The 3105-nt window shown below is 65.3% G+C and carries 2 protein-coding genes; both read left to right on the forward strand.

All coding sequences use genetic code 11. The features are described from left to right. The first annotated feature begins 84 nt into the window (after positions 1-84). Positions 85-1785 carry a fatty acyl-AMP ligase gene (locus tag OHB26_RS25160; protein ID WP_330179717.1) on the forward strand — a complete coding sequence of 567 codons (1701 nt, stop codon included), beginning with the start codon at positions 85-87 and terminating at the stop codon, positions 1783-1785. After that, entirely contained in the window at positions 1782-3071 is a 1290-nt protein-coding gene (locus OHB26_RS25165; RefSeq protein ID WP_330179718.1) for a MupA/Atu3671 family FMN-dependent luciferase-like monooxygenase, read from the forward strand. The genes OHB26_RS25160 and OHB26_RS25165 overlap by 4 nt, the downstream gene beginning before the upstream one ends. Positions 3072-3105 lie beyond the last annotated feature (34 nt).

Consider the following 3105-nt stretch of genomic DNA (forward strand, 5'->3'; position numbering starts at 1 on the left):
TCGCCAGCGTACTTCGTCTAGCTGCTGTTTCGTCGGTTGCCGCGAGTGTCGGCCGGTGCGGTGGCCCGGAATCCGGAGGTGTCCATGCAGGATCTGAAGTGGGCTCGTGGACCCCGCACCCTGGTGGATATTGTGGCGGCCCGTATCGCGGAAACCCCGGCCCGAACCGCGTTCACGTTCGTCGGGCCGCGCGCGGCCGAGGATGTGATCGACTATCGCGGTCTGGGGGACCGGGTGGCCGGGGTGGCGCGGCAGGTGCTCGCCGCGACCGCTCCCGGCGACCGCGTGGCGCTGTTGTGCCCGCCGGGTAAGGATTTCGCGTTCGCGTTCTACGCCTGCCTGGTGACCGGCCGGATCGCGGTCGCGGTGAGTCTGCCGTCCTCCACCCGGCAGTTGTCGACGCTGACCGGGATCATCCGGGACAGCGGCGCGGTGGCGGCGATCGTGCCGCTGTCGGCGATACCGATCACCAGTGCCCAGCTCGGCGTTGATATTCGGATCATCGACAGCGATACGGCCGAACCGGGCGCGGAGTGGTCCGCGGAGCTGGAGTCGGCTCCCGGGCCGGACGATATCGCCTTCCTGCAATACACCTCCGGCTCGACCGGCACGCCCAAAGGGGTGGCGGTGCTGCATCGCAATCTGATGCGCAACCTCGAACTGATCACCGCCAAATGTGAACTCACCCCGGATATCTCGGTTGTCTCATGGCTGCCGCCCTTCCACGATATGGGCTTGATCCAGGGGCTGTTGCTCCCGGCCTTCCTCGGAGCGCCGGGCACCCTCATGTCGCCCATGACCTTCCTGCGCGATCCGCTCACCTGGTTGCGCGAGATCTCCCGCAATTCCGATGTCCTGGCGGGCGGACCCAACCTGGCCTACGGCCTGTGCCTCAAGCGGGTATCCCCCTCCGATGCGGCGGGATTGGACCTGGGCGGATGGCGCATCGCCTTCGCCGGGGCCGAGCCGATCGACCCGAACACCCTGCGCAGATTCGCGGATATGTTCGCGGTGAGCGGTTTTCGCGATACCAGCTTCGTGCCCATGTACGGCTTGGCCGAATCCACCCTGTACGTCAACGGTGGTCGCCTCGGCGTGGGCGCGACCTCGCGCCCGTTCGCGGTCGAGGAGCTCGAGCGCGGCACCGCCCGCGAGCACTCCGCGGGGCGCGAGCTGCTGAGTATGGGTCCGGTGGAACCGGATTCGACCGTCGTGGTCGATCCGGAGACCCGGGAGCGCTGCGCGCCGAACCAGGTCGGCGAGATCTGGTTGCGCGGGCCGAGCGTCGCCGCAGGGTATTGGAACAAGCCCGGCGAGACCGAGCGGGCCTTCGACGCGCGGATCGCGAACGAGGACGGTCCGGCGTACCTGCGCACCGGAGATCTCGGATTCCTCTGCGACGCAGAGCTTTACGTCTCCGGACGAATCAAAGAGCTCATGATCGTGCACGGGCGCAATATCTTCCCGCAGGATATCGAGCGCACCATCCTGTCCAGCCATCCGAGCCTGCGCCCCGGCGGCTGCGCTGTCTTCGCGGCCAGCATCGATGACGAGGAGCGCGTCATGGTTGTGCAGGAGCTGGCCGACGAGCCCGCCAGGGACGATACCGAGGCATTGGCCATCTCCATTCGCGACATCGTCAGCCGCGTGCACGCGGTCAGCCTTCATCAAGTCGTCTTCGTCGGAAAGGGCGAGGTACCCAAGACCACCAGCGGCAAGGTTCAGCGACAGCGTTTGCGCGAGCACTACTCATCGGTGACGGCCTTACAGGAGAGTGGTATATGACATCAGCGGCAGACGGAGCGACCGTGCTCGAATTCTTCGTGGAGTGGGCCGCACGGAGATTGGACAGAGAAACGGTCGATCCGGAGCTACCGCTGACCGCGCTGGGACTGGATTCGGTTCAGGCCGCGGAGTTGATGACAATTCTCGAGGATCGCTTCGATACCGAGATCACCGCCGAGGAGATCTTCGACGGTCTGACGCTCTCGGCCGTCGCCGAAAAGGTGAACCGGTCGACTCCGCCGCGCCCGGACGATATGAAGTTCAGTCTGCTGTTCTTCTCCAGCGACGCCCAGCAGCATGCCGACGGACGCTATCGGCTGCTACTGGACAGCGCCCGATTCGCCGATGCGCACGGCTTCGAATCCGTGTGGATTCCCGAGCGCCATTTCCACACCTTCGGCGGTCTGTATCCGAATCCGGCGGTGCTCGGCGCGGCGCTGGCCGCGAGCACCGAGCGGGTGCGGATCCGCGCGGGCAGTGTGGTGCTCCCACTGCATAATCCGGTGCGGGTGGCCGAGGACTGGTCGATCGTGGACAACCTGTCCAACGGTCGGGTGGATATCGCCTTCGCCACCGGTTGGAATGTCGATGATTTCGTGCTCGCGGACCGGAACTATGCCGATCGGGTGGCACTCACCGAATCGGGAATGGCGGCGGTGCAACGGCTTTGGCGTGGTGAGTCGATCACGTTGCCCAATGGTGTCGGCGCGGACCGCGAGGTGCGGATCTTCCCGGCCCCGGTGCAGCCCGCGCTGCCGACCTGGCTCACCTGTAGCGGCGGTATCGAACGCTTCGAAATGGCCGGGGCGCTCGGGGTGAATGTGCTTACCGCGCTGCTGTTCCAAGAGGTGGATGAGCTGGCCGATAAACTGGCCGCCTATCGCAAGGCGCTCGCCCGCAATGGCCACGGTATCGAGGCGGGCACGGTCACGGTCATGCTGCACACCTATGTCGGTGCGACCGACGCCGCGGTGCGCAAGACCGTCGAAGGACCGTTCAAGAGTTATCTCGAGGACTCCGTGGATCTGTGGCGGCGCGGCTCCGAGGCGCTGGAGAGTCTGGACGAGAAGTCGCGAGCCAAGGTGCTGGACTTCGCGTTCGAGCGCTATTACCGGAACAACGGCCTGTTCGGAACGCCGGATTCCACCCTGCCGATGGTACGGCGGCTGCGCGAGATCGGCGTGGACGAGATCGCCTGTCTGGTCGATTTCGGAATTCCCGACTCCGATGTGCTGACCGGGCTCGAATCTCTTGCCGCACTGCGTAAGAAGGCTTTGACCGCGTAGGAAGTATTCCCCGTTTCATCGATACAGGAGAATA

This window comes from Nocardia sp. NBC_01503 (genome assembly GCF_036327755.1).
Classification (GTDB): domain Bacteria; phylum Actinomycetota; class Actinomycetes; order Mycobacteriales; family Mycobacteriaceae; genus Nocardia.

What these genes read in the sequence shown, in the direction of transcription:
- OHB26_RS25165 (WP_330179718.1), top strand. Translation starts at nt 1,782, where the DNA reads ATGACATCAGCGGCAGACGGAGCGACCGTGCTCGAATTCTTCGTGGAG.
- OHB26_RS25160 (WP_330179717.1), top strand. Translation starts at nt 85, where the DNA reads ATGCAGGATCTGAAGTGGGCTCGTGGACCCCGCACCCTGGTGGATATT.